Annotated in this window: 20 protein-coding genes; 4 read left to right on the plus strand and 16 right to left on the minus strand. The window is 60.4% G+C overall.

All coding sequences use genetic code 11. The features are described 5' to 3' along the window. Window positions 1-53 precede the first annotated feature (53 nt). The 12 genes from catA to hisN all read right to left on the minus strand — a co-directional run bounded on the left by catA (window position 54) and on the right by hisN (window position 13,670). Window positions 54-968, minus strand: coding sequence for a catechol 1,2-dioxygenase (gene catA / locus C4Q26_RS26530; RefSeq protein ID WP_027906990.1), 915 nt, complete (start codon window positions 966-968; stop codon window positions 54-56). A 39-nt stretch (window positions 969-1,007) separates the two neighbouring features. Then, entirely contained in the window at window positions 1,008-1,298 is a 291-nt protein-coding gene (gene catC, locus C4Q26_RS26535) for a muconolactone Delta-isomerase (RefSeq protein WP_023380505.1), read from the minus strand. Window positions 1,299-1,418: 120 nt separating this feature from the next. After that, window positions 1,419-2,540 (minus strand): muconate cycloisomerase family protein, encoded by a 1,122-nt coding sequence (locus tag C4Q26_RS26540; RefSeq protein ID WP_023380504.1) that lies wholly within the window; start codon window positions 2,538-2,540, stop codon window positions 1,419-1,421. Window positions 2,541-2,569: 29 nt separating this feature from the next. Next, window positions 2,570-3,898: an MFS transporter gene (locus tag C4Q26_RS26545; RefSeq protein ID WP_023380503.1), complete on the minus strand. Its 1,329-nt coding sequence runs from the start codon at window positions 3,896-3,898 to the stop codon at window positions 2,570-2,572. Window positions 3,899-3,952: 54 nt separating this feature from the next. Beyond that, window positions 3,953-4,714 (minus strand): 1,6-dihydroxycyclohexa-2,4-diene-1-carboxylate dehydrogenase, encoded by a 762-nt coding sequence (locus C4Q26_RS26550; protein WP_104881794.1) that lies wholly within the window; start codon window positions 4,712-4,714, stop codon window positions 3,953-3,955. A 159-nt stretch (window positions 4,715-4,873) separates the two neighbouring features. Next, complete coding sequence (benC, locus tag C4Q26_RS26555; RefSeq protein WP_023380501.1) at window positions 4,874-5,884, minus strand: benzoate 1,2-dioxygenase electron transfer component BenC; 1,011 nt, start codon at window positions 5,882-5,884, stop codon at window positions 4,874-4,876. Window positions 5,885-5,956: 72 nt separating this feature from the next. After that, window positions 5,957-6,442 (minus strand): benzoate 1,2-dioxygenase small subunit, encoded by a 486-nt coding sequence (gene benB / locus C4Q26_RS26560; protein ID WP_104881795.1) that lies wholly within the window; start codon window positions 6,440-6,442, stop codon window positions 5,957-5,959. Continuing rightward, window positions 6,439-7,797, minus strand: coding sequence for a benzoate 1,2-dioxygenase large subunit (benA, locus tag C4Q26_RS26565; protein ID WP_104881796.1), 1,359 nt, complete (start codon window positions 7,795-7,797; stop codon window positions 6,439-6,441). The genes benB and benA overlap by 4 nt, the downstream gene beginning before the upstream one ends. An 83-nt stretch (window positions 7,798-7,880) precedes the next feature. Beyond that, entirely contained in the window at window positions 7,881-8,804 is a 924-nt protein-coding gene (locus tag C4Q26_RS28550; protein ID WP_238546551.1) for an RHS repeat-associated core domain-containing protein, read from the minus strand. A gap of 94 nt (window positions 8,805-8,898) precedes the next feature. Further along, window positions 8,899-9,855 (minus strand): benABC operon transcriptional activator BenR, encoded by a 957-nt coding sequence (gene benR, locus C4Q26_RS26575; RefSeq protein ID WP_023380496.1) that lies wholly within the window; start codon window positions 9,853-9,855, stop codon window positions 8,899-8,901. 305 nt (window positions 9,856-10,160) lie between these two features. Next, the gene (locus C4Q26_RS26580) at window positions 10,161-10,892 is read right to left on the minus strand and encodes a hypothetical protein (protein WP_027906992.1); all 732 of its coding nucleotides are present in this window, start codon (window positions 10,890-10,892) and stop codon (window positions 10,161-10,163) included. Between the two features lie 1,986 nt (window positions 10,893-12,878). Next, window positions 12,879-13,670 (minus strand): histidinol-phosphatase, encoded by a 792-nt coding sequence (gene hisN, locus C4Q26_RS26595; protein ID WP_104883956.1) that lies wholly within the window; start codon window positions 13,668-13,670, stop codon window positions 12,879-12,881. Window positions 13,671-13,848: 178 nt separating this feature from the next. Here hisN and C4Q26_RS26600 point away from each other — a divergent pair, with 178 nt between their 5' ends. From C4Q26_RS26600 to C4Q26_RS26610, 3 genes are all read left to right on the plus strand, one after another. Then, entirely contained in the window at window positions 13,849-15,204 is a 1,356-nt protein-coding gene (locus C4Q26_RS26600) for a delta-60 repeat domain-containing protein (protein ID WP_104883957.1), read from the plus strand. 180 nt (window positions 15,205-15,384) lie between these two features. Further along, the gene (locus C4Q26_RS26605; RefSeq protein ID WP_023380492.1) at window positions 15,385-16,275 is read left to right on the plus strand and encodes a universal stress protein; all 891 of its coding nucleotides are present in this window, start codon (window positions 15,385-15,387) and stop codon (window positions 16,273-16,275) included. A gap of 156 nt (window positions 16,276-16,431) precedes the next feature. Next, the gene (locus C4Q26_RS26610) at window positions 16,432-18,573 is read left to right on the plus strand and encodes a TonB-dependent siderophore receptor (protein ID WP_023380491.1); all 2,142 of its coding nucleotides are present in this window, start codon (window positions 16,432-16,434) and stop codon (window positions 18,571-18,573) included. A gap of 87 nt (window positions 18,574-18,660) precedes the next feature. Here the strand turns inward: C4Q26_RS26610 and C4Q26_RS26615 are convergent, their stop codons facing one another. The 4 genes from C4Q26_RS26615 to C4Q26_RS26630 form a co-directional block, all read right to left on the minus strand. Continuing rightward, window positions 18,661-19,182 (minus strand): acyloxyacyl hydrolase, encoded by a 522-nt coding sequence (locus C4Q26_RS26615; protein WP_023380490.1) that lies wholly within the window; start codon window positions 19,180-19,182, stop codon window positions 18,661-18,663. Window positions 19,183-19,379: 197 nt separating this feature from the next. Beyond that, a complete protein-coding gene (locus C4Q26_RS26620) occupies window positions 19,380-20,126 on the minus strand; it encodes a phytanoyl-CoA dioxygenase family protein (protein WP_041925664.1) in 747 nt (248 codons plus the stop codon). Between the two features lie 70 nt (window positions 20,127-20,196). Next, window positions 20,197-20,640, minus strand: coding sequence for a hypothetical protein (locus tag C4Q26_RS26625; protein WP_023380488.1), 444 nt, complete (start codon window positions 20,638-20,640; stop codon window positions 20,197-20,199). Between the two features lie 77 nt (window positions 20,641-20,717). Continuing rightward, window positions 20,718-21,584 (minus strand): LysR family transcriptional regulator, encoded by an 867-nt coding sequence (locus C4Q26_RS26630; RefSeq protein WP_023380487.1) that lies wholly within the window; start codon window positions 21,582-21,584, stop codon window positions 20,718-20,720. 105 nt (window positions 21,585-21,689) lie between these two features. Here C4Q26_RS26630 and C4Q26_RS26635 point away from each other — a divergent pair, with 105 nt between their 5' ends. Beyond that, on the plus strand, window positions 21,690-23,075 hold the full coding sequence (locus C4Q26_RS26635; protein ID WP_023380486.1) for an aldehyde dehydrogenase family protein: 1,386 nt from the start codon (window positions 21,690-21,692) through the stop codon (window positions 23,073-23,075). Window positions 23,076-23,077: the final 2 nt, after the last annotated feature.

Raw genomic sequence — 23,077 nt, forward strand, 5'->3', positions numbered from 1 at the left:
CTGTGCAGTACCCGTAGGAGCGGGTTCACCCGCGAGCAACTCGCCTCGCTGGATCAGCCCTGCTGCAGAGCGCGTGGGCGCCCGCTGCGCTGTTCGGCGTCGTTGTCCGTCGCCTTTTGCAGCTGGAAATCGAACTTCAGTTCGGCATGGCGCCCTTCGGCACTTTCGTGGAACACCACTTCACCGACCAACCCATCGCGTGTCGCATAGGCAAAGTCGTCCCACAGGTACTTGTCGCCCGCCAGGTTGATCTGGGTGGTCAGATGACGGTGCCCCGGCGCCGAAATGAAGAAGTGGATATGCGCGGGGCGCTGGCCATGGCGACCGAGCAGGTCGAGGCACTCCTGGGTCGGCCCCTGTGGGTCGCAGCCGTACCCGGACGGCACGATGGAGCGTGCGCGGTAGCGGCCTTCGGCATCGGTGATGATGCGGCGACGCAGGTTGTACGCCGACTGGCTCTGGTCGAAGAACGAATAGGTGCCCTTGGTGTTCGCGTGCCACAGATCAACGGTGGCGCCTGGCAGCGGCTGGCCTTGTGGATCGAGTACCTGGCCTTCCAGGAACATCACAGTGGCTACGCCCTCCTCGCTGCCATCGTCCATGCGCACCTCGCCTTGGGCAATCGGCGCGCCGGCCACGTACAGGGGCCCTTCGATGGTGCGGGGAGTGCCGCCGAGCAAGCCGGCTTCTGCATCCTTGGCGTCCTGCAGCAGGTCGAGGAAGTGCTCGATACCTAGGCCCGCCACCAGCAGCCCGGCCTCACCGCGACCGCCCAGGCGGTTGAGGTAGTCGACGGCCAACCAGAACTCGTCGTCGGTGATGTCCAGGTCTTCGATCAGGCGTGCGGTGTCGTGCAGCAGCCGCTGGATAATGCGCTTCAGGCGCGGGCTGCCGTCATCATTGCCAAAGCCTGCGGCCTCTTCGAAGAACTTCTGGATCTCGGCAGTGTGGGAAATTTTCACGGTCATGATGGTGTACCTCGTGTTGTTCTTGTGCGGTTGCGCGAATCAGCGGTCGTCGCTGTGGATCGACGAGGGGTGACGGCACAGGCCATCGACCTCGATGTCCATGTAGGGGAACAGCGGCAGTTGCATCAGGGTGTCGTGCAGCGCCTCGACGCTGGGCACGTCGAACACGCTGTAATTGGCGTAGTGCCCGGCGATGCGCCACAGGTGGCGCCAGGTGCCCTCGTGCTGCAAGCGCTGGGCAAGCTCCTTTTCGTCGGCCTTTAGTTGCGCGGCCTTGGCCGGGTCCATGTCGACCGGCAACTTCACGGTCATCTTCACGTGGAACAACATAGGGATCTCCTTGCTTCTGGCTTAGCGGGTAAATCGTTAGGGGCGATGTCATCCCCGTGGCGTCTGCTTCGCGGCTAGAACCACGCCTACGGGGTTATGCGTGTTTCTTCCGTAACCGCTTCAGCGGCGGGCGAAGCGCGCCAGGCGTTGTTCGTCCAGGCTCAGGCCCAGGCCGGGGGCACGCGGTACGTGGAGCTGGAAGTCGTGGTACTGAGGCGGTTCGTTGACGATTTCCTCAGTCAGCAGCAGCGGGCCGAACAATTCGGTGCCCCAGGTCAGCTGGCGCAGGGTGAGGAAGGCGTGGGCCGAAGCCAGGGTGCCGATCGAGCCTTCGAGCATGGTCCCGCCGTAGAGGGCGATACCCGCAGCTTCGGCGATCTGCGCGGTGCGCAGCACGGCCCGGGGGCCGCCGTTCTTGGCGATTTTCAGGGCGAAGACGCTGGCGGCACCGTCGGCGGCAAGGCTGAAGGCGTCCTCGACGCTTTCGATGGACTCATCGGCCATGATCGGCGCCGGGCTGCGCTGGTTGAGACGGACCTGCCCGCGGCGGTTGATGCGTGAAATCGGCTGCTCGATCAGGTCGATGCCGCTATCGCCCAATACCTGGCAAGCACGCAGGGCCTGGGACTCGTCCCAGTACTGGTTGACATCCACCCGCACGCTGGCGCGCTCGCCCAGCTCACGCTTGATCGCGACCACGTGCTTGAGGTCCTGCTCCAGCGGGTTGGCGCCGATCTTGAGCTTGAAGACCCGGTGACGGCGCACCTGGAGCATGTGCTCGGCCTCGGCGATATCGCGGGCGGTGTCGCCGCTGGCCAGGGTCCAAGCCACCTCCAGGCTGTCGCGCACGCGCCCGCCAAGCAGCTCGCTCACCGGCACGCCTAGCCGCTTGCCCTGGGCATCGAGCAAGGCGCTCTCGATGCCGGACTTGGCGAAGGTGTTGCCCTTGGCCATTTTGTCGAGCTTGAGCATGGCGCTATTGATGTTGTCCGCTGGCAGGCCGATCAGCGCTGGCGCAAGGTGCGCGTCGATGTTGGCCTTGATACCCTCCGGGCTTTCGTAGCCATATGCCAGCCCACCGATGGTGGTGGCTTCGCCGATGCCTTCCACGCCATCGCTGCAGCGCAGGCGCAATACCACCAGGGTTTGATGCTGCATGGTGTGCATGGCCAACTTGTGCGGGCGAATGGTCGGCAGGTCGACGATGATCGCCTCCAGCCGTTCGATAATCGGGCTTGTCATGCAAGGCCTCCGGTTCAGTGAGTTGAAGATCAGGCCTGCGCCGGCGCGGCTATACCGTCGCGCCGGCCGCTGGCCAGGTGCACCGCCATGGCCAGCGCGGCAACCGCGCCGGGGATGGCGAATGCGATGAAGTTGAGTTGCAGCGGCAGGTTGATACCCATCAGCGCACCGCCCAGCAGTGGGCCGACAATGGCCCCGTTACGGCCAATCCCTGAGGCCCAGCCCAGACCGGTGGAGCGCACTGAGAGCCCGTACAGTTGCGCGGCACCGGCATACAGCAGGATTTGCGTACCGATGGTGGTGGCGCCGGCGATGAAGATCAGCAGGTACAGCACCGGCATGGGGCTGTTGACACCGAGCAGGCTGATCGACACGGCGGCGGCGATGAAGAAGGCGACCTTGACCTTGACCAGGTTGAAGCGGTCGCCCAGCCAGCCGCCCAGAATCGCACCGGCCATGCCACCGAAGTTCAGGGCCAACAGGAACGACAAACTCGAACCCAGGCTGTAGCCGGCGTTGGCCATCAGTTTGGGCAGCCATGAGCTCAGCGCGTAGACCATCAGCAGGCAGCAGAAGAACGCCAGCCACAACGCCAGGGTCCGCACGGCCAGGCCGTCGCGGAACAACGCGACTACCGAGGCCCCCTTGCCGTTGCGGTCATGGGCCTGCAACACGTCGTCAGGTTGCACGTCGCAGCTTGGATCGAGGCGTTTGAGCAGTGCGCGGGCTTGTTCGGTACGTCCTTTGCGCACCAGAAAGCCGATGGATTCCGGCAGGTAGTGGAGAATCACCGGCAACAGCAGCAAAGGCACGGCGGCGGCGAAGAACATCGACGCCCAGCCCAGGCGTGGCAACATGAAGATACCAACGCCGGCCGACAGCATGCCGCCCAGTGAGTAGCCGCTGAACATGATCGCTACCAGTGTGCTGCGCAGCCGCTTGGGGGCGTATTCATTCATGAGCGCCACGGCATTGGGCATCAAGCCGCCGCAACCGAGCCCGGCGAAGAAGCGATAGATGCCGAACTCGCTGGGGCTGCTGGCAAAGCCGTTGAGGATGGTGGCCGTGGAAAACAAGGCGAAGCAGATGGCGATGCCCTTCTTGCGCCCGATGCGGTCCGCCAGGCTGCCGAACACCAAGGCACCGAACATCATGCCGAACAGCGCGTAGCTGCCCAGCGCCCCGGCCTGCAGTGGGGTCAGGCCCCACTCTTTCATGATGACCGGCAAGACCACGCCGTAAATGAACAGGTCATAGCCGTCGAAGATCAGCAGCAGGCCGCACCAGGCCATGACCATCCAGTGGAACGGGGTAAAACGGGCATTATCGATGATCGGTTGAACATCAAGGGTTCGCATGGCATCTGTCTCTGTTGTTTTTGTTGTGGAAGAAAACCTTGCCTGGGGCGGCCGTCAGCCGAGGTCACCGCCCCCCACCGGCAGGGTGACGCCGGTGATGTAAGAGGCCTCGTCGCAGGCCAGGAACAAGATCGCGCCGACTTGCTCGTCGATGCTGCCGTAGCGCTTCATCAGGCTGCTGTCGAGGGTCTGGTCGACGATCTGCTGGTACCAGACTTTCTCCTGCTCGCTCTGCTCGGCGCTGTTGCGCGGTACGCGGCGCGGCGGTGCTTCGGTGCCGCCGGGAGCGGTGGCATTGACCCGGATGCCACGGCCAGCGGTCTCGAAGGCCAGGCACGCCGTCAGCGCATTCACACCGCCCTTGGCCGCGCCGTAAGGCACGCGGTTGACGCCACGGGTGGCGATGGACGAAACGTTGACGATGGCGCCGCTGGCGCGTTCGAGCATGTACGGCAGTGCGGCGTGGCAGCACCACAGGGTGGGGAACAGCGAGCGGCGCACTTCGGCCTCGATCTGCTCCACTTCGTAGTGCTCGAACGGCTTGGCCCAGATGGTGCCGCCGACGTTGTTGATGAGAATGTCGAGGCGGCCGAAGGTCTCGACCGCAGACGCCATGACACGGGCGCAGTCGCTGTACTGCTCGAGGTCGGCGGTCAGCGTCAGCATGCCCTCCCCGGCCAGCTCGTGGACCAGTTCGGAGCGGTCTACCGCGACCACTTGCGCGCCTTCGGCCTTGAGCCGCCAGCACACGCCACGGCCGATGCCTTGGGCGGCACCGGTGACCAGGGCGACTTTGCCTTGGAATCGATTGTTCATTGTTCCATTCCTCAACCTGCGATCAGGCGCTCGACACACCCTGTAGGCGCCGGCTTGCCGACGATCGAAGGCGGAGCCAACGCCGTGCCCTACAGGACGTGCCAATCGAATAAAAGGGGGCCGCCTTCACCCGCACGATGCAGGCAGCCCCATGAAAACTCAGGCAGCCGCCGCGAACTTCTCGTAGAAGAAGTTGGCCGGTGTGATGCCCTGCTCGCGGATGTACTGGCTAACCGCCTCGACCATCGGGGGCGGCCCGCACAGGTACACGTCCACGTCACCGTCGTTGAGGTGGCGCGGCTCGATGTGTTGGGTGACGTAACCTTTGCGTGGGTATTGGCTTTGCGGGTTGGCCACACAGGCGCTGAAGGTGAAGTTGGGGATGCGTGCAGCCAAGGCCTGCAGGCGGTCCAGCTCGACCAGGTCGAAATCGTTGGTGACTCCGTAGATCAGGTGCAGTGGGTGCGCGCTGCCCTGTTCAGCGATTCTCTCCAGCATCGCGGTGAACGGCGCAAGGCCGGTGCCCCCTGCCAGCAGCAACAGCGGGCGCTGGATCGGCCGCAAGTAGAAGCTGCCCAGCGGGCCAGTGAGGCTCATGCTATCGCCGGCCTTGGCCAGGCCACAGAGGAAGCTGCTCATCAAGCCGCCCGGGACATTGCGGATCAGGAAGCTGACTTCGCCATCCTTTTGCAGCGAGCTGAAGGAGTAGGCACGGCTCTGGTCGCTGCCGGGCACCTTGAGGTTGACGTACTGCCCTGGCAGGAACGCCAGGCGGCTCAGGGACTCGCCCTTGATCGACAAGGCAATGGTGCTTTCCGACAGCTGACGCACATCGCTGATGGCCGCCTCGAAACTGGCCTGTTCGGTCTTGCAGACTTGCGAGGACGCCGGAATACGCACGACACAGTCGCTTTCGGCGCGCATCTGGCAGGTCAGCACATACCCTTCGGCGATTTCGTCCTCGCTCAGGGCATCGTCGATGAAGTTGTCGCCCAGGTCGTATTGCCCGGATTCAGCCTTGCACTTGCAAGTACCGCAGGCGCCGTCGCGGCAGTCCAGCGGAATGTTGATGCCCTGACGGTAGGCGGCGTCGGCGACGGTCTCATGGCCGCTGGCCTCGATGAAACGGGTGACGCCATCTTCGAAATTCAGTGCGATCTGGAAGCTCATGTTGCACCTCGCGGGCGAGCCTGGCCGCGGCGCGCCGTGTGGCACGCCGAACGGCGCTCGCGTTACTGCGGATCAGATGTGGTAGATGTCGATGACCTGACGCACGTAGTCGTTCTTCAGGACCACCTTCTTGGCCTTGATCAGCGGTTGCTCGCCGCACAGGTCCAAGGTGTAGAAGCTGGTACCGAAGTAACTGTCGGTGGTCTTGTAGCGAAAGCTCAGGGTGTGCCAGTTGAAGCGCACCTGACAGCTGCCCTCGCCTTGCTCGACGATCTCAATGTTGCTGATGTTGTGCGAGGTGCGGGTGTCCGGCACAGTCGCACTGGAACGCTCGGTCTTGATCCGGAACACCCGGTCCTCCAGACCGCCACGGTTGCCATACCAGATCAGCGAGATCTCGCTTTGTGGGTCTTCGGTCAGGGTGTCGTCGTCATCCCAGGAGGGCATCCAGAACGTTACATCGGCTGCGTACAGCTCCAGCCAAAGGTCCCACTGGGCATCGTCCAGGTAGCGCGCTTCGCGGTAAAGGAAGTCGCGCACGGTGTCATGCAGGCTCATTGCACGGCCTCCACTGGGATCAGTCGCTGTTCCTGCTCAAGGGCCTTGAGCATGGTTTCCTGCCAGTACTTGTGCTGCAGCACGAACAGGCCTTCATCCTCAGTGCGCACACCCGACAACAACGGCTTGAGCTCAATTTCGCGGGCTGCGTCGTCGGCGCCTTCGACCCAATGCTCAGCGCCGCGGGACATGTCGTTCCAGCCAATGCCGCCGCCATAGCCGGTCTGGCAGGAACGGAACTCTTCCAGATCGTCCGGCGTGGCCATGCCGCTGACGTTGAAGAAGTCTTCGTACTGGCGGATACGCTTGGCGCGGGCGTCCGCGCTCTCGCCCTTGGGGGCGATGCAGTAGATGGTGATTTCGGTCTTGTTCACCGAGATCGGCCGGGCGATACGGATCTGCGAGCTGAACTGGTCCATCAGGTAGACGTTCGGGTACAGGCAGAGGTTGCGCGAGTTCTCGATCATCCAGTCGGCGCGTGCCTGGCCGAAGTCGGCAGCCAGTTGCTCGCGGCGCTCATAGGCTGGGCGGTCTTCGGGGTTGGCCCAGCGGGTCCACAGCAGCAGGTGGCCGTGGTCGAAGGAGTAGAAGCCACCGCCCTGCTTGGCCCAGGAGCCTGCGCTCATGGTCTTGATTTCTTCGCCGCTCTCGCGCTGCTTGCGCTGGTTCTGAGTGGCGGCGTAGTTCCAGTGCACGGAACTGACGTGGTAACCATCGGCACCGTTTTCGGCAGTGAGCTTCCAGTTGCCTTCGTAGATATAGGAGCTTGCGCCACGCAGCACTTCCAGGCCTTCAGGCGACTGGTCGACGATCATGTCGATGATCTTGGCCGACTCGCCCAAGTGCTCGACCAGCGGTTTGACATCGGCATTGAGGCTGCCGAACAGGAAGCCACGGTACGACTCGAAGCGCGCCACCTTGGTCAGGTCGTGGGAGCCATCGCAATTGAAGCTGTCGGGGTAGCCAGCGTTGCTCGGATCCTTGACCTTGAGCAGCTTGCCGCTGTTGTTGAAGGTCCAGCCGTGGAACGGGCAGGTATAGCTGGAGCGGTTGCCGCGCTTGTGCCGGCAGAGCATGGCGCCGCGGTGGCTGCAGGCGTTGAGGAAGGCATTGAGCTCCCCGTCTTTGTTGCGCGCGATGAAGATCGGCTGACGCCCCATGGTCAGGGTGAGGAAATCGTTCTTCTCGGGGATCTGGCTTTCATGTGCCAGGTAGATCCAGTTGCCCTCGAAGATGTGCTTCATCTCCAGGTCGAACAGGCGCGGGTCGGTGAACATTTCACGCTTGCACCGGTAGACGCCTTTTTCACGGTCGTCCTCGAGCATGGCATTGAGGTAGTCGAATCCCAGGGACATGGCCAGGGTCTCCATTGTTATTGGTAAGGCCATGTCAGGTTAGGGATTCGGGGGATGAGGGACTATCCGGATTGTGCAGAGTGCTATCCATCTGTGCGAATGTAATGGCCGTTTTTTAACCTCCAGTGCATCCTCTCGTTCCCTTTGGTTCTTTCAGGCAAATTAGACTCAATCTTTTTTAATAGCCCCTCTACGTCGCGCAAGGCCACTATATCATTCGAATCCAGATCTCTCCATTTATGCCTCATATTCAAAGCATAAATCTCTACATCATCAAGCTCCTTCCAAGACCAACTATCAGCCTCATACATACTATTTATTTTACCTCCCCAGCCAGCACCGGTAAGCCGACCTGAGTGTTCAAATCTTTGCAAACGAAACACTCCGTTGTGTTCTTTTAGCTTCGCAGACATGCGATTGTTAAGTTCAAGTTGCTCGGGTGGCAGAGGACGATTGGCAGACCTGCGACTGTTAAGTTCAAGTGGCTCGGGTGTCACAGGACGATTGCAGCGCCTCGGCGCCTGCTCTCGTGATGTTTTCCTGCGGAACAATGATTTCAACATGTGCCCAGTGGGGTCAACCCTATTGACTGGATCTCCAGCGCAGTAACTGTAAGCATTCAGTCCACCTTCTCTGAACGGGCTGAGGCTGTCCGGGGCGTTGAACCTCATTATCCACCCTGTGACGAATGCACGGTAGCCATCCCCGAGTAAATAGTGCCCTGTTACTGGTTCTTTTAGCTGCCCACAATATCGCAGTGCGGACGCACATGTTTTTTCGGCGTCGTACCCATACACGGTATAATTCATCGAGCATAAGTCGCGCCTTGCAAATCGGATGACCGAACCTTGTAAGTCCGTAGTATAAAGTGCTACCTGCCCTTCATCCCACTGTGCCAGGATGCGAGTTGCAGCGCGCAAAAAACGTGTAGCACCCGCACCGGGACGCTTGACTAGCGCAAGACCTTCAGGAGAGTAGAAATATAACTGCTTCTGCGATTTCGTCATGGCTGCCACCATCTAGCTGATATAGAGCAAATGGTGGTTCGAGAGCAGCGCACTCGCAACTGGCAGAAATGCTAGGAGGGCAAACCAGATTTCATCATCCGCGCCGCTTGAACGTCTGCGAAGGCAGTTCGCCAAACTGCTGCCGGTATACTTCAGAGAAACGACCTAGGTGCAGGAACCCGTAATCCAGGGCCACCTCGGTCACACTGCGCACACTACAAGTCGGGTCGCTCAGGCATGCATGCACCCGCTCCAGCTTGCGCTGACGCACGTAATGCTTGGGCGTAGTACCCAGATGCTTGTCAAATAAGGTATACAGCGAGCGCAAGCTCATGCAGGCCTGCTCTGCCAGCGCCTCAGCCGACAGCTCCAGTTTCAGGTTGCGCTCGATGTAGTCAAGAATGCGCTCAAGGCCGGCCTGCGGCGCACTAAGACTTTCGCGGCGGATGTTGGTGCTCATCAGAGTCAGCAGCTTGCTGGCGACAATCTGGCTGTAATGGCTCTGCACTCTGGGTAGCGAATCGCTCACTTCCGCTTCATGGCAAACCATTGCCATCAGGTTCACGAAGCCGTCCAGCTCTTCGAGCCGGTAATGGTTTCGCAGGAAGCGCACGCCGCCGTCAGGGCGCTGCCAGCGCTGCTCTGCGCAAATCGAATCGAGCAGATGGGTCGGTACCTTGAGGATGAACTTCTCGCAGTCTTCCGAATATGTCAGGTCGACCGGATCGTCCGGGTTGATCAATAACAACTCGCCCGGCACCAGGTGGTGCTCGCGCTGGTGCCCGCGCCACAGGCAATTGCCGTTGAGCAGGACTTGCAGGTGGTAGATGGTTTCCAGCGCTGGCGAGGTGACGCGCACACTGCCGCCATAGCTGATGCGACACAGGTCGAGCTCGGCGAACTTGCGGTGGCTGAGGCTGGCTTGGGGATGAGTGGTGCGGGACAGGCCGATGCAATGGTGGCCCACGTGCTGGTTGACGTAATCGGACACGGCATAAGGGTCGGCGTGATGGAACACGCTACTGCGCTCGCTCAGCAGGCGGCTTTCCATAGGCAAGGCACTCGGTCTCGTTATTGTTCTGGTCGCCGCGTCCTACTGGCCTGGGGCCTGTGGTTGCGGTCGTTCACGATCATTCTATCGGGCCTGAGGCGCGTCCACTGGGGCAGGCGACGTTCGGCGGATCGCCACACACTAAGCAAAAAGGCGGGTGAGTGGCAATCTGAGGCCCGGATTGGGCGTGCGGATAGCGAACGGCTGGAGGGAGAGCTTGGTGCGATTATCGAACATTCTGCTTGGCGTTGACGTCCGGATCGCTGGCAAGGCAATGACTACAGGGGCAGTGCAGACGTTGGGGCTCATTGCACGGGGAGGAAGTTCATCAGCAGCAGGCTCTGGGCGTAGTTGAGGCCGATGCGTCGGTATCGTTCGTCGAGCAGTTCAGCCAGCAGGTCCAGCCTCGCGACGATCTTGCCGAACTCGACGGCGAAACTCAGGTTGCTGCCCTCTTCCGAGATCTCGTTGGAGAACAGCAGCAATACACCATTGGCATCTTGTCGTTGGCTGAGCATCCAGGTGGCTTTTTCGATGTTGCGGGCGGCGTTGTTGATGAACAAGGGGTCGATGGTGTCGGTCATGTAAAACGCCGTGCGCCCACCGTGTGCGGTGATGAGCATGCTGCCGATGGCATAGATGAAAGCCCCGACGCGATCACCGCGAAATTCCGGGCTCAGGGCATAGCTCAAGGCGGCCAGATCACGCCTGTTGCCCAGTTGGGCCAGGGGTTGGCGCTGCTCGATCGCGTGGCGTATCTGCCGTTCGGCGGTGGCGGCGTCGAGGTAGCCGGACAATTTCACCTGGTTGGGGTTACGCAGGTAGAGCTTGTTCATCAGCAGGTACAGGCTTTGAAGGTTGTCGCGCATGGACAGCGTGGCCAAGCGGTCGACGCTGGTCTGGAACAGCTCGCTGGGTTTGCCGTCTCCGAGCTGGCTGACGATATCGCGGCCCTGTTGCTGGGTGCAGGCGCCGAGCGACATCAAGGTTCCTGCCAGCAGCAGTCGTCTTAGGAATTGGGTTTTGCGTACAACCATTGGCACCGGGTCGAAGTCGGCGGCCACGCAGGGGATCGGCGGGGCCTGGCCAAGCATAGAACCCAGAAACGAGAAAAAGTGCGATACGCGGCTTCACGAAACCGGAGCGAGGGAACCCCGGAGCGAAGCGTAGGGGCCGGATGATAGGAGCCGGACTTTTTTGGTTACTTTTTGGGGCGTCTGCCAAAAAGTGACCCGCTGTAAGAGCGGAAAGGTGACTGAGCGTCACCTTGGCAAATGGATATGCTCACGCATCCAGAAACCAAAACTTCAAACTTCAAACTTCAAACTTCAAACTTCAAACTTCAAACTTCAAACTTCAAAGCACAGATTTAAGGGCGGCATTCAGATAGCGTGAATATCCATTCGCCATGGAGGCGCTCATTCACCTTTTCGCCTTTACGGCGACCTACTTTTGCTCTTGGGCAAAAGTAGGCAAAAACCGCTGGCTCCTATCATCCGGCCCCTACGCTTCGCTCCGGGGTTCCCTCGCTACGGGCTTGCTCCCGGGAGGACCGCGCTGAACGGCCCCTCCTGGGCCGCAGCGCTTGACGGGCATCCATGCCCGTCACCTCCCTCCGCAAGCCCTACGCTCGGCCTACTGACGTCGCAATTTGCAGCGTCTGGAATATCGCGCATTAAAAGCAAAAGCGGAGCATGAAATACCAAACCCGAAAAACAACAACAGCTAAATCCAACATTAAAACTATAAATTCGAGGCAAACTTTCTTTTGCTTCGCTTTGCTCTTGCTTCTAGCGCGCGGTAGTTCAGGCGCCACCTGATGCGACTTCAGGAGGCCGAGCGCAGGGCTTGCGCAGGGAGGTGACGGGCATGGATGCCCGTCAAGCGCTGCGGCCCAGGAGGGGCCGTTCAGCGCGGTCCTCCCGGAGCAAGCCCGGAGCGAGGGAACCCCGGAGCGCAGCGCAGGGGCCGGATGATAGGAGCCAGACTTTTTTGGTTACTTTTTGGGGCGTCTGCCAAAAAGTGACCCGCTGTAAGAGCGGAAAGGTGATTGAGCGTCGCCTTGGCAAATGGATATGCTCACGCATCCAGAAACCAAAACTTCAAACTTCAAAGCACAGATTTAAGGGCGGCATTCAGATAGCGTGAATATCCATTCGCCATGGAGGCGCTCATTCACCTTTTCGCCTTTACGGCGACCTACTTTTGCTCTTGGGCAAAAGTAGGCAAAAACCGCTGGCTCCTATCATCCGGCCCCTACGCTTCGCTTCGGGGCTCCCTCGCTACGGTCTTGCTCCCGGGTGGACCGCGCTGAACGGCCCATCCTGGGCCGCAGCGCTTGACGGGCATCCATGCCCGTCACCTCCCTCCGCAAGCCCTACGCTCGGCCTACTGACGTCGCAATTTGCAGCGTCTGGGATATCGCGCATTAAAAGCAAAAGCGAAGCATCAAATACCAACTCCGAACAATAAAAATAAAAATAAAATAAAATAAAATAAAAAACAACAATAACAATAACAACTAAATCAGCCGCACATTAACTATTAAAATTACAAAATGCGAGGCGGACTTTCTTTTGCTTCGCTTTGCTCTTGCTTCTGGCGCGCGGTAGTTCAGGCGCCACCTGGTGCGACTTCAGGAGGCCGAGCGGAGGGCTTGCGCAGGGAGGTGACGGGCATGGATGCCCGTCAAGCGCTGCGGCCCAGGAGGGGCCGTTCAGCGCGGTCCTCCCGGAGCAAGCCCGGAGCGAGGGAACCCCGGAGCGCAGCGCAGGGGCCGGATGATAGGAGCCAGACTTTTTTGGTTACTTTTTGGGGCGTCTGCCAAAAAGTGACCCGCTGTAAGAGCGGAAAGGTGATTGAGCGTCGCCTTGGCAAATGGATATGCTCATAAACCCAAACACCAAAGCGTCAAACCTAAAACCGAATACGTAGCACAAACACTCACAGCACTATAAAGCAACACCAGCTCAGAGCCCAGATCACCGCACGGATTGAATATCGAAGTTTCCGCTCATTTATATTTACATCGCGTACCGCAACATCTCCAGCACCTGTGCATGCAACTTAGGATCACCACATGCAACCACACACCCACCATGCTGCGCAGAACTTCCATCCCACGCCGTAATCACCCCACCCGCCCCTTCGATGATCGGCATCAGCGCCTGCACGTCATAAGGCTGCAGACTCGCCTCGACAATCACATCGACAAACCCCGAAGCCAACATGCAGTACGCATAGCAATCGCCGCCATAACGCATCAACCGCGCCTTGCCAGCAACGGCTTCGAAGGCCGCCTTGCGTGCGGGTATGTCGAACATATCCGGCGTGGTGCACATCAAAGTGGCAGACGCCAAGTCAGAACAGGCCCGAGTTTTAAGCAGCGTCTTGTTACCCCAGGCCCCCTCAGGCGTACCCACGAACCGCTCGCCGGTAAAAGGTTGGTTCATCACACCCACCACCGGACGCGATCCATCGTTCAACGCGATCAAGGTACCCCACAGCGGCAAGCCGGTGATGAACGCGCGAGTGCCGTCAATCGGGTCCAGAACCCAGTGCAACGGGCTGCTGCCCAGCGCCGTGCCAAGCTCCTCACCGAGAATGCCATGCTCAGGGTAACGAGCTTGAATAAGTTCGCGCATCGCATCCTCAGCCGCTTTGTCGGCCACGGTCACCGGATCGTACAAGCGCCCTCCCTTGTCCTCGACATCCAGGCTGGCGCGAAAGTACGGCTTGATCGCCAAGGCAGCTGCGTCAGCCAACTGCTCGGCAAAGGCACGGAATTCGCCAATCTGTTCAACGCTCAGGGACATGGGATAGGCCTCGTGGAAATGATGGGGCTCGCATCATACCTGACATAGCGCTTGGCGGTGGAGCGAGCACCCGCGAAGTGTCCGACTGCATTCCCGACCCACCTGTTATTTCTAACAGTTGTTGGACAAGAGCCAATCGCTCAACGTGAGCGTGTCTTGAAACAGGAGAATCGTGAGCATGAACACCAATGAAGGTGCGGGCTACCTCGACAAATCGTATGGCAATCAGGGAGAAGCAAGCGTACCGCCCCTGCCCCCCAAGAACCCAGATAAAGAAACGCTTCAAGTTTACCCATACACCAGCGCTGACGATGGCAGCATGGTCTTTTACGGCTACGACACTGATGATGTCACAACGAGAGAAAAAGGTGTATTTACCCGCCTTGGTGCTGACGGCCAATGGGATGAAGCAACCGGCCATGTTGAAGTTTCCAAAAAGCAGAGTTCGCCACTTCCCTACGAGGTTTTCAACTTCAATGCAATGACCTTTGCAAAATACAAAAATGAAGAACGCTACCTGGCAGCCTCGACTGTGATTTACGCCGGCGACACGGACAAAGCTGCCGTACATGTAGCAGTGGGAGCCTACGATAGAACATTCTCTCCGGTCGCCGGATTTGGTGATGATGGCATCGCCCTTCCATCTCCGCCCTTCAAAAAAGAAAACACGTTACTGCCCGAGGCCCTTGTTAAAACCCTCGGGTATAACGAATTTCAAAAGGCCGTTGACTATAGATACAAGCCAAAACTTGCACTTATCGATGACCGCATCATCACCGTTTTCCCTGGCTCGGTGGCAACGTGGGAGGCGCAGGATGACGACCTCTGGTGTGCGCTGCTGGATGCTGCAACAGGAGCACCAGTGCCCGGCCTGGGCGAGGATGGGAAGTCCAGTCAGTTGAAACTGCCAAGAATCAATGGGCAAGCGCTGGTTCCCTACCATGTGGCATTCATGGCCGACGGTGGTTTCGTTGTGGTTGGGCAAGCCGATGGGGCCATCCACCTTCAGCGTTATCAACCGAACGCTCTGCCAGATACGTCCTTTGGAGTACAAGGGTCCATCAAAATACCGGACAGTGGCAACGCCAACCGAGCAGGCCTTGCCATCCACAAAGACGTGATAGTGGCTAGCGTTTCCGTTTGGCCAAGCATCACGACCAGCACGCACTTGCACGGCTACACCGTGCAGGGCGAACCAATTGCCCAGTTCACCCGTGAAGTCAGGGGGGACCTTGAAGGTGGGCAAGTTTTCGACCATCTGCAATTCGACACGCAAGGAAGGTTGCTGCTGGCCGGAACTCGAACCTATCGAAGTGGTGACGATCCAGAGGCACAATCCAGCCTTCACGTAGCAAGACTCAACGTCGATGGAACAGTCGATAATGACTTCGGAAAAAACGGCTTTTCGGAACTTAACGTTTATCATGCAGCCGCCAATGGCATCCACGTCGACGAGAGCGGAGTTCGTATACTGACATTGATGCCAATCACCATAGGCGCGTTCTACGAGAAGGTGGCGAAGTTTCAAGTCTGAATAAAGTTAGTGCACCTCCGCTACGGGGGACGGCACCACGTCAAAACGGCCCGCCCCCGACACGACCGAATCAAAGCCATCGTTGCGCACGAGGTCTAGACTGAACGAACAAGCACGGCATCAACGACCAGAAAACTACACAGGCATGAACCGGGGGGCTGCCACACGTGGAGGTGTGAGATGAGCCAGTTCAAGCGTTTGTTCGTCATGCTCGGCCCACAAATGCGCCACACGCCCGCCCTGCAGCGCGCCGCCGCGCTGGCAGAATCCAGCGGTGCGCTGTTGGATATCAATGTCTTCGTCGACGACGTCGACACCTTTGGTCTGATGAGCGATGGCCGCGAACGTGAGCGCCTGCTCAGCGACAACCGGCAATGGCTGGCCGACGAAGCTGAACAACTGACCAACTCAGGCCTGGATGTCTCCACCGAGTTACTGCTGACCCGCGACCCACTGGCCAGCGCCCTCGAACAAGTCGAGCGCCTTGGTTGCGACCTGCTGATCAAGGACGTGCAACACGAACCCGTGCTCAAGCGCCTGCTGGTGACGCCGCTGGACTGGCAACTGCTCAAGGACAGTCCGGTGGCCGTGCACCTGGTCAGCGATATCCGCCTACCCCTGCCGCGGCAGGTCGCCGCGGCGGTCGACCTCAACAGCCATGGCGCCGGCGAGCACCTCGACGAGCAGGTCATCCGCAGTGCCCACGCCCTGGCGCTGCAATGCAATGCCGAGCTGCACCTGCTGCATGTGTGCGATGCGACCAAGACCCACATTGCTGACTTCGGCGCAGGCACCGTGACCATGCCAGGCTTCGATGGCAGCGTGCGCACCGCGCAACGCGCAGCATTCAACCGCTTGGGTGACCACCACGAAATCCCCCTCGAACGCCGGCATTTTCTGGAAGGCCCGGCGATTCGCGCCATCGCTGAGTTCGTCAACCACAGCCGGGCGGACGTGATCGTCATGGGCAGCCACCGGCACGACGCCATGCAAACGTTCCTGGGCGGCACCACGGCGCACGTGCTGGAACATCCGTTGTGCAACGTGCTCGCGATCAAGGCCACCCGCTGAGCTGACCGTCCACCGCAGCACGCACCCGTGCTGCGGTGGACTAGGACCTGGCACGCGCGCTCCACTTAAAAAGAATGCATTTGATAATGATTCGTAGTAATTTGCGACACTTATCCCCCTTAACCTCCAGCGCCCCTCTCCAGGATCGTACCGTCGATGCGTCGCACGTTCGTTTCGCTTTGTGTGCTTCATGCTGTCTCTGCGCAGGCTTGGGCTGAGCCCGACCCCCAGAGTGAACCCGTCCAGATCGAGCTTCAGGCTCTGAGCATTACCAGTTCCGCCGACAGTGAGCGCGCGGACGGCCCGGTCACCGGCTACAAGGCCACCCGCTCGGCCAGCGCCACCCGTACCGACACTGCCCTGCACGAAACCCCACAATCGGTCAGCGTGGTGCCCAAGGATGTGCTGACGGACACCGGCGCCACCCGCCTGCAGGACGGCCTGGACTATGCCGGTGGTGTCGGCCGTGCCAACAACTTCGGCGGTCAGGGCCTGACCACCTTCACCGTGCGTGGCTTCACGACCGGCGAGTTCTACCGCAACGGTTTCCCGATCAACCGCGGCTACCCGAACGCCCCCGATGCCAACACCGTCGAGCGTCTGGAAGTGATCCGGGGCCCGGCGACCAGCCTGTATGGCCGTGGCGATCCTGGCGGCACCTTCAATGTGGTCAGCAAGCAGCCGCTGCCGGAGTCGCACGTCACCCTGGGTAGCCAGCTCGATGACCAGGGCATGCAGCGGGCAACCTTGGATGCCACTGGCCCGTTGACCCAGGACGGCAACCTCGCCTACCGGCTCAACGTGCTCGGCGAAGGCGGCGACAGCTTCCGCGACAATGTCGAAAGCGAACGCTACAGCGTCGCACCCGTGCTCAGCTGGCAGGTCAACGACGCGACCAAGATCGTCTTCGAAGGCGACTTCATGCGTAACAACCACCCGCTGGACCGTGGCCTGACCCGCCTGCCCAACCAGCTTGGGTCGGCCTCGCGTGACACCAACGTGTGGGGCAAAGGCAGCGACAACATGCTGCACAACGACAACAACATGGCACAGCTGCGCTTCGAGCATGCGCTCAACGAGGACTGGACCCTGGGCGGCGGCACGCAGTGGCTGGACGGCTCGCTCAAGGGCAATGCCATCGAAGCCAACGGTCTGCAGGCCGACGGTCGTACCTTGGGACGCAACTTCAACTACCGCCACCTGGAGTGGCGAGACCGCGATTACCAACTCAACCTGACCGGGCACTTCGACACCGCTGGTTTCAGCCATACCTTGCTGACCGGCATCGAGTACGAAGACTACGATTACAACTCGATCATCCTGCGCTCGGCCGGTGGCAAAACCGACTATCCGATCGACCTGTTCGACCCGGTCTACGACCAGTCCCGCCCTGCCCTGACCCGCACCACGACCCATGACAAGGAAAACCTCAAGACCTGGGCGTTCTTCATCCAGGACCAGGTTGCCCTGACCGAGCGCCTGAAAGCCCTGGCCGGCGTGCGCTTCGAGCGCTTCGAGCATGACTACGTCAACAAGCTCAACAAGGCAGGCGATTTCGACAAGGGTGAGAATGGCGTCACGCCTCGTTTCGGCCTGCTGTACGACCTGACCGATACCGTCGCGGTGTATGCCAACACTGCCCGCTCGTTCAAGCCCAACAGCGGTGCCCCTGCAGGCGGCTCAGGCCGTGGTTTCGACCCCGAGAAAGGCAAGTCGTACGAACTGGGCGTGAAATGGGAAGCGCTCGATCGTCAGCTGAGCGTCGACGCGGCGATCTACCACATCGTCAAGGAAAACGTCCTGGCCAACGACCCGAACGACCCCACCGGCACCTACAAGATTGCAGCCGGCGAAGTGCGTAGCCGTGGCCTGGACATCAACATCGCGGGCAACATCACCCCTGAGTGGCGAGTGATTGGCGGCTATGCGTATGTGGATGCCGAGGTGACCAAGGACACCAGCCTGCCCACTGGTACACGGCTGGCGAATATTCCGCGCAACAGCTTCAGCCTGTTGAACACCTATGAGTTCCAAGATGGACTGGCCAAGGGGCTGGGGCTTGGGGTTGGGGTGAAGTACGTGGACGACCGTCAAGGCCAGACCGCCGCCACGACCTACACCATGGAGCAGTACACCGTGGTCGATCTGCTCAGCTTCTATCAGGTCAATGAACACGTGCGCTTGAACCTGGACCTGAAGAATGTCTTCGACAAAGGCTACGACGAAGGCGCGTTCAACAACTACGTCTACCCAGGCGAACCGCGCACAGTGCAGGCCGGGGTTTCGTACACCTTCTGAAGTGTGATCGTCGGATCGGGCATCCAGCGCCTACTTTTGTAGGCGCCGGCTTGCCGGCGACGAGGCCGCAAGGCGACCCCAGGAACCTCAGAAGCCCTTGCTGTAGAACAGCGAGTACGACTCGATCCCATCGTTTGGCTGCTTGAGGCCGGCGTTGGAGTAATGCATGGCACGAATGCCGACTTTCTGCTCACCCGGCAGCTTCAGACCGAAGCCAATACGGTCCTCGAAGTTGACGGCCGACCCCAGGCGCTGATCGCCGACGTCGGTCTTGGAAAACGCAGCCAGCCCAATACCCGCTTCGATGTAGGGGGTATAGGTGAAACCGCTGAACTCGTAGGTGAACACCGGGCTGAACGACAGCGAGTGGGCACCACTTGCCTCACCGCCTTCCCAATAGGTGTAGGCTGCATCCCAGTAGCCGCTCAGGTAGCCGGTGCTGCTCTCCAACCACTTCTTGTCCCAATCGAACGACAGGCCGATACGGTAGGTCATGTCGCCTTGGCCAGTGGCCCCAACGGCGCCGGACACCTGTGCAGCCTGGGCCAGGTTGGCACCGGCGAGGGCCAGCACAGCGGCGGCCAGCGAAGCGGCGAGACGGGTTTTCATCAATGACTTCTCCTGATGGTCAACACAAGCAGGCCGCTGCCAAGACGGGGCCTGCTAGGCACACGGGGGCTTGAACCCCTCACTTATGGCGGTGGCCGGTGCATCCAACCGGTCACACGAGGTAATACTTTTTTGATTATTGTCCAGTTAATCAAAAAGTTGAAAGGCTTTTGCCACTATTGGCTAATAGCCACGACTTAGTCGTACTCCGCCTCATCATGCTCGCCCAGCAAACGTCGCTGCCTGGGCGTGGCATGCTCCAGCACCTCCGGGTTGAAGCGCCAGGCCAGGTACGGCGAGAATTTCTGCGCCACCATGCGCCGCCCGTAATGCACCTGCAGCATGTCGCGATCGCGCGATTCACTGAGGTTGGCGCCGCCGCTGTGCCAAAGGTCGCTGCGAAACACCAAGGCATCGCCCGCCTTGCACAATACTGGCTCGGCCTCTCTGCCCTGCCATTGGCGTTCGCCTTCCCGTGGCGTACGGCCCGCGCGATGGCTACCCGGCACCACCCATGTAGGCCCGAGGGACTGGTCGACATCGGTGAGGTACAACTGCGCCGTGAGGATCTGTATTGGTTGCGTGAAATCGCCGTGTTCGCGAAGCCAGGCTGGTAGCGCCATGGGCAGATGGTCCAGATGCAGCGCCATGCCCGGATAACCCGGATGGCTGCGCCATGCCGTCTGACCGATCACGTGGCAGTCGTGACCAAGCACGGCTTCAGCCAAGCTGATAAGCGGCGGCAGATCAAGAAACGGTAACCACAGCGGGTTACGATTGAAGACGCATTTGTAGTGCTCCAGCAGCCCCTGGTAGTCCCAGTGGATGGGTTGCAAGTCGTCGATGGCACAGCGCACCAAGGCCACCCGCAAGGGGTCGAGCACATTGGGGATCAGCACGTAGCCCTGCTCGTCCAGCGACTTGAGCTGGCGCTCCAGGTTCATGGCCAGGTTCATGGCGATACGCTCCTGAGCGGCAGGAGCACATCTGTACTCCTGCGCAGACGTTAACGATTCAACGCCAGTTCAGGTCCACCCGTGCAGGGGTCTTGCCAGTGACCACCACAGGTTGCTGCAACGTCTGGCCCTGGGCATTGGCGACGACTTTGTATTGCCCTGGCGGCAGTTGAACGAATAGCAGTGGCCCGACGTCACTCAAGCTCAGCACGGATTGGCCCTGGGCGCTTTGGATATCGACCTGGGCGCCGGTCTGGAACTTCCCTTCCGACCCAGTGGACAGGGTGACATGCAAGTCATAGCCCGGCGTCTTGCGCAAGGCATTGGCTTCATCCTGGCCGATACCGCCCTGCAGGTAACGGATGCCATTTTGCTCCTGGGGTTGCAGTTGCACCGCCTGCATGTCGATGGGTGCATTGAGGTCGGCGGTGGCCGCCAGCGTCCACGGCAAGGCGAGCGTCAGCAACAGCAAAGCGCCCAGTGCATAGTGATGATTGCGCATGATTCGACCCTCCACATGGGAACGGCTTACCTAGCATTTGACGCCGCGGCCATGCCCGAGTTCGTGCCTGCGCAGGGTCAGCCGACGCGGCGCTCTTCGAGCAATTTCACGAACATGCTCAGGCTGCGCGAGACCGTCCCTCGCCGCCATACCAGCCAGGTCTTGAGGTAACGGAAATCTTCCGACATCGGCCAAGCGCTGACCGTGCTGCACCCTGGCATGTTGTCGAGCATGCTGCGCGGCAGCATGGCCAGGCCCGCGCCCGCGCTCACGCATGCCAGCATGCCGTGGTACGACTCCATCTCATGGATCTTGCCTGGTACCGCCTGGTCCTGGACGAACCAGTTCTCGAAATGGTGGCGGTATGAGCAATTGGCGCGAAACGCATAGATGCTTGCGCCGTTGACATCCTGGGCGCGGGTTACCGGGGTATGGTTAAGGGGCGAAATGATCACCATCTCCTCCTCGAACACCGGAATGCCTTCCAGTGTCGGGTGCAACACCGGGCCATCGACGAACGCGGCCACCAAGCGCCCGGACAACACGCCCTCGAGCATGGTCCCGGAAGGGCCGGTGGAAAGGTCCAGATCCACTTTCGGGTAACGCTGGTTGTAGGCTGCCAACAACGCCGGAATACGTACCGCCGCGGTGCTTTCCAGCGAACCCAGGGCGAAAGTGCCCTGGGGATCCTCCCCGGCCACGGTAAGCCGCGCCTCGTGGACCAGGTCGAGAATGCGCCGGGTGTACTCAAGAAAGTTCCAGCCTGCCGGAGACAAGCGCAAGCGGCTCTTCTCGCGGATGAACAATTCAACGCCCAGGTCTTCTTCCAACTGCTTGATGCGGGTGGTCAGGTTCGACGGCACCCGATGAATGTGTTGGGCGGCAGCGCTGATGCTGCCTTGCTCGGCCACCGCCTTGAAGATCTCCAGTTGCACCAGATCCAAAGTCATTCTCCAAACGTGAATGTTTCGCTCATTATTATTCAGTTTTCAATAAAGTCCTACACCACTAGTCTGGGCTGACTGATAAACAACAACGAGCGTACATCCATGAGCCAGATCAGCAGCCTGACCCACGCCATCTCCGTCGACCCCTTCAGCGGCGAGCAGATCGGCCACTACCCTTTCGATACCGACGCCGCACTGGAAGCGGCGCTGCAGCGTGCCAAGGCGGGTTACAGCCAATGGCGCCAGGTGTCCCTGGGTCAGCGCAGCGAGTACCTGCTGGCCCTGGCCAACACGCTGCAAGCCAAGGCTGAAACCTTCGCCCAGATGATCAGCCGCGAGATAGGCAAACCGATCGCCCAGGCCCGTGGCGAAGTGAGCAAGTGCGTTGGTCTGTGCCAGTGGTATGCCGAACACGGCCCGGCGATGCTGGCGCCGGAGCCGACCCAAGTCGAAAAAGCCCGTATCGAATACCGCCCGCTTGGCCCGATCCTGGCCGTGATGCCGTGGAACTTCCCGATCTGGCAAGTATTGCGAGGCGCGGTCCCTGCATTGCTGGCCGGCAACACCTACGTGCTCAAGCACGCGCCGAACGTCATGGGCAGCGCCTATCTGCTGGCCGAGTTGTTCAAGGATGCAGGTTTGCCTGAAGGCGTGTTCGAGGTGCTGAACGTCACCCCCGACGGCGTCACTCGGGCTATCAACGACCCGCGCATTGCGGCCGTCACCCTCACCGGAAGCGTGCGCGCCGGCATGGCCATCGGCGCACAAGCCGGTGCTGCATTGAAGAAGTGCGTGCTGGAACTTGGCGGCTCCGACCCGTTCATCGTGTTGGCGGACGCGGATCTGGATGCCGCGGTCAAGGCTGCTGTGATCGGTCGTTACCAGAACACTGGCCAAGTTTGCGCTGCCGCCAAGCGCTTGATCGTCGAAGCGAGCATCGCCGAAGCATTCACCCGCAAGTTCGTCGAGGCGACCCGCCAGCTGAAAGTCGGCAACCCGCTGGAAGATGACACCTACATTGGCCCGATGGCCCGCTACGACCTGCGTGACGAGCTTGATGGCCAGGTCCAGGCGACCCTCGCCGAAGGCGCGACCCTGCTGCTCGGTGGCCACAAGGTCGAAGGCGTGGGCAACTTCTACGAACCGACAGTGTTTGGCAACGTCACCCCTGACATGACCGCGTTCAAGCAGGAGCTGTTCGGACCGGTGGCGGCGATCATCACCGCACGCGACGCCGACCACGCGGTGGAGCTGGCCAACGACAGCGAGTTTGGTTTGGCTTCGACCATCTACACCGCCGATTACGCTTTGGCCGAGCGCATGACTGCCGCACTGGAAACGGGTGGCGTGTTCATCAATGGCTACTGCGCCTCCGACCCCCGCGTGGCCTTCGGTGGCGTGAAGAAGAGCGGCTTTGGCCGTGAACTTTCGCACTTTGGTGTGCGGGAGTTCACCAACGCCCAGACCGTTTGGCTGGATCGGAACTGACC

This window comes from Pseudomonas sp. SWI44 (genome assembly GCF_002947915.1).
GTDB classification, from domain to species: Bacteria; Pseudomonadota; Gammaproteobacteria; order Pseudomonadales; family Pseudomonadaceae; genus Aquipseudomonas; species Aquipseudomonas taiwanensis.